Source organism: Morganella morganii H1r (assembly GCF_000633515.1).
Classification (GTDB): Bacteria; Pseudomonadota; Gammaproteobacteria; order Enterobacterales; family Enterobacteriaceae; genus Morganella; species Morganella morganii_B.
In genome coordinates, this window is sequence record NZ_AYMP01000087.1 from 1 (window position 1) to 3,807 (window position 3,807).

General features: G+C 43.3%; 4 protein-coding genes and 3 pseudogenes. All 7 read right to left on the reverse strand.

Features of this window, described 5'->3' with window-relative positions:
* Window positions 1-102 precede the first annotated feature (102 nt).
* A complete protein-coding gene (locus tag U868_RS0122840) occupies window positions 103-618 on the reverse strand; it encodes a lipocalin family protein (protein ID WP_025155306.1) in 516 nt (171 codons plus the stop codon).
* A gap of 373 nt (window positions 619-991) precedes the next feature.
* Window positions 992-1,264, reverse strand: coding sequence for a helix-turn-helix domain-containing protein (locus tag U868_RS0122845; RefSeq protein ID WP_029991618.1), 273 nt, complete (start codon window positions 1,262-1,264; stop codon window positions 992-994).
* Between the two features lie 304 nt (window positions 1,265-1,568).
* On the reverse strand, window positions 1,569-1,793 hold the full coding sequence (gene lysC, locus U868_RS26415) for an Rz1-like lysis system protein LysC (protein WP_430623544.1): 225 nt from the start codon (window positions 1,791-1,793) through the stop codon (window positions 1,569-1,571).
* Window positions 1,711-2,088: a hypothetical protein gene (locus U868_RS25160; protein ID WP_025155308.1), complete on the reverse strand. Its 378-nt coding sequence runs from the start codon at window positions 2,086-2,088 to the stop codon at window positions 1,711-1,713. The genes lysC and U868_RS25160 overlap by 83 nt, the downstream gene beginning before the upstream one ends.
* A gap of 47 nt (window positions 2,089-2,135) precedes the next feature.
* Window positions 2,136-2,339 (reverse strand): annotated as a pseudogene (locus tag U868_RS0122855) (glycoside hydrolase family protein); the annotation flags it as partial.
* Window positions 2,332-2,522 (reverse strand): annotated as a pseudogene (locus U868_RS24915) (phage holin family protein). The pseudogenes U868_RS24915 and U868_RS0122855, both read right to left, overlap by 8 nt.
* A 223-nt stretch (window positions 2,523-2,745) precedes the next feature.
* Window positions 2,746-3,774: pseudogene (locus U868_RS23925) on the reverse strand (DNA-methyltransferase).
* Window positions 3,775-3,807: the final 33 nt, after the last annotated feature.

Genomic DNA, 3,807 nt, shown 5'->3' on the forward strand with positions numbered 1-3,807 from the left:
CTGGGGATTCCTCAGCGCCGAAGCGGGTTGTTGTGCTTTATTTGCTGAAATATTTAATATTCAGTCCATTCCGTATCACGGGGAATAAACCGGAATGTAATCTTATTGAAATATAAGTATTTTTTCTCTGTCAAAACCATGTTCACCAGCAAAGCTGAGATACTCATTTAACAGCTCTGTCGGCATAGCTGGCGTAAGTGATAATACCCACAGATAATCTTTATCGGGGCCAACAACCAGTGAGTACTGATAGTTATCATCAAGCTTAATAATATTGTAACCTCCATAGAAAGGTCCGAAGAAAGATACCTTTAACGCCCCTGTATCGGTTGAGTTAACAAAATAGGCCTTTCCGGTACTCTCTTTCCATTTATTGTTACTCGCATCCCAGCCCCTGTTGATAACCTTCACACCACCATCATCACGAAGAGAATAGTTAGCTGTAACTTTGCTTAAGCCATTTTCAAAACGATTATCTATCCTGGCAATTTCATACCAATCACCTAAGTAATGAGATAAATCAAAAGGTTTAACTGGAGTTATATCTTTGGGCACTTTGACACTGCATCCATTAAGCAGAAACATGCCCAAAAACATAAAAATTGACTTTATCTGCATCATAACCTCATCAAGTTATTAACCAATGAGATACTTTCGCATAAAAAATGTACTTGTGCGATCTATTCGATGTTCCACAGTAGTCATTATCGTCATCTCAATATCAGTGATACACCAGAGGAACAGCAGAAAATTTCCGGCAGATAAAATAATGTCTTTCCCGTCTGATATTACAGCGTTTATCATGACACTACCGACATAACCTATTTTTATACAGCTATATTTTCGTACACGGAGAAATACTTTTGTACAAACTAAAACCAGCTCACAATATGTTAAGCTGGCTTTTTGGTGTATTGCTAATGCTTAAATAAGAATGATATTCATTATTTTTTAGTAATAAATAACATTTATGATTATATTTTTTTGATTATTAGACTACTAAAGGATCCATATATACAAAGGAGCTTTTTACTGATTCAGTATAATCATTCTGAGTTTCAGGAAACAGATATTCATAAGATACATGAAATATATTTATTATCTTAAATACAACATTGACATCTATTTTATTAACACCTCGTTCATACCTTGACAACTGTTGCTGTGACACTCCCAGCATTTTAGCTAACATCTTTGTAGTCAAGCCATTACAGTGTCTTAAATCGCGGATGTTCTGCCCTACAATAAAATTAATATCTTTCATTATGAACCTCCTAATAAACATATATTAAGAGTAAAGCATAGTATGCTGACTGACAAACCAAGCAATCAACAAAAAATAGACAATTAAGAACAATCATCCCAAAAATAAATATATACATCGTAAAAATCCCAAGAATATAATTTAATGACTATCAAAAAGATTAATTAACCTCATCGACCTTAATTACAAACCTAAAGCTAAGTAATTATACTTGTTTATGTTTCGTTTAATTTTTAGCAGGTATATTCGATTACAGGAGTCGCAGGTATCCCTTCTATTAATCATTTTCCCGGCAATAGCCGGGTTATTTTTTTATCCTCTCCGCTTCTATCTCTCGTATTGCCTTCTTACCGTGATTGCAATTGGCAATGTATTTCATAGCATCAGCCAGCAGCTCAACTGCACCACCGAACGTCAGATCATCCGGTATATCTACCTGCTCACAATCAGCGGTCAGTTGTGGCGGAATTGGCACCACCGGCGCGGGAACGTATTCCGTCTGCGTACTTCCGCAGCTCACTGACAGCATCAGCGGGAACAGGAGTAACAGCGCATTCACTATCCTTAAATACTGTTTTGATAGCAGTCTTAACGTTGACATGCACTGTGTCCTCAACCTGTTTGGCTTTAATGTTGTCGAGTGCTGCGCGGTGTCTGATGGCAACGGCTGAAAGCGTGATGGTATTTATCGTCCGCTGTGCTGATAACTGTCCGGACAACATTGTGTTATTCGCCTTCAGCTGCTGGTTATCTCGGTAGGTGTCATATACCCACCAGGCGGCAACAAAAAACAGCGCGGCAATTACCGCCTCTTTCCAGTTCATGGCGTTTCACACTCATAGTGGATCACACCATCCAGCGGGTTACCCGGCAGCGCCTTACACTCAGCATCCGTATACAGCTTACCGGGCTGTATATCGCTGCCGGTATGGCCGTAACATACGGTAAGAACTCCGGCCACATCACGGTAAGGTTTGTACTCAACACCCTCGTATGCGGGGATCAGCACCAACGCACCAGCAATCGCACTGGCGGTACAGGCAGCCATGACTTTTTTAAATAATCGGTTATTCATTATGTGCCCCGGCTTTCAGCTGAAATTCTTTGCGCTTGTAATACCAGTTCACCGCGAACGTCCCGATAGTGCAGACAATCCCGATGAGTACAGCCTACTGATCCAGAGACAGAGCCCCAATACAGCAGTAAAGACACCCCACGCATATGCCGCAGGGCTGGAATATTTATCGGACATACGCATATCCACCCCCTGCGGAGTGTTCCGTGTGTAAAGTGATAGAGAAATGCCGCAACCGGGTTATATGTTTTAAACGGGTTAAAGTGTGGTGGCTGCGGCATTGTTCTGGTAAGCCCACCAGCGGCGGGAAGGCAATAAAAAGGCTGCGCAGGGCAACCTCTGGTATCAGTTGTTAGGAATAGCCGAACATGTGAGTAGTCAACTCTCGTTTGACAACTGATTCGAACTATCCGGAGATTCCGGAGAGTTGAGTTATTTCAGCCGTAGTCTGCTCAAACCGTTCCGTTTCCATTTCAATACCCAGAATGCGGCGATTATACTTCAGTGCGGCTTTCAGTGTCGCTCCGGATCGCATAAAAAAATCAGCGACCAAATCACCTTCACGGCTGCTGGCTTTTATGATGTGTTCCATCATTGCGGCCGGTTTTTCACAGGGGTGCTTTCCGGGGTAATACTGAACCGGCGGAAATGTCCACACATCGGTATAAGGCACATCAACGGATACCGTAAAGTAGCGGCGTAAAGACTGATACTGACCTGCCAGTTTGCAATATTCACGCCTGAGTGTGTGTTGCTCACTGACCAGATCACCATGTTCACGGCATAACGGATTATTCCGCTGACGCTCTGCGGCTGCCTGCTGAAAAAGCGCCTGTAATTTCAGGTAATCCGCTTCATTCGGTAACTGCCACTGACTATACCCGAACCAGTGTGACGACACCTACTTGCCGGTTGCCTGGTCAATTTCTTTTGCCGTGATACCCAGTGCTTCCCGCGCCTGCCGGAAATACTCAATCAGCGGGATAAACACATTTTTCTTCAGTTCATCCCGCAGCTGGTGATACTCACTGCCTTTTCCTTTTACCGGCCCCTGATAATGCTCTGCAAACAGCAGCCGCTCAGTAGACGGGAAAAAACAACGCAGGCTTTCTTTGTTTTGCCGCCGCCACGGGCCGGAAGGTTTCGCCCATATGATGTGACTGAGAACGCTGAACCTCTCCCGTAACAATATTTCTGTATCTGAGGCCAGACGCGAACCACAAAACAGGTACAGGCTGCCGTTTGGTTTCAGTACCCGCCAGAACTCAGCCAGTATTTCATCCAACCAAGATAAGTACGCATCGACATTTTCCCACTGGTTATCCCAGCTACAGCTCTTAACCCGGTAATATGGCGGGTCAGTTGCGATTAGGTCGATGCAATTGTCAGGAAGAGTTTTGATATAGCTGAGTGAGTCGTCGTTGACCAAATTAATACTGTTTAAATACGGGTCTTCCCTTGTTGTGGT

Excerpts from the sequence above, each read along its gene's own strand:
- lysC (WP_430623544.1), bottom strand. The coding sequence starts at position 1,793 with ATGCTGTCAGTGAGCTGCGGAAGTACGCAGACGGAATACGTTCCCGCG.
- U868_RS0122845 (WP_029991618.1), bottom strand. The coding sequence starts at position 1,264 with ATGAAAGATATTAATTTTATTGTAGGGCAGAACATCCGCGATTTAAGA.
- U868_RS0122840 (WP_025155306.1), bottom strand. The coding sequence starts at position 618 with ATGCAGATAAAGTCAATTTTTATGTTTTTGGGCATGTTTCTGCTTAAT.
- U868_RS25160 (WP_025155308.1), bottom strand. The coding sequence starts at position 2,088 with ATGAACTGGAAAGAGGCGGTAATTGCCGCGCTGTTTTTTGTTGCCGCC.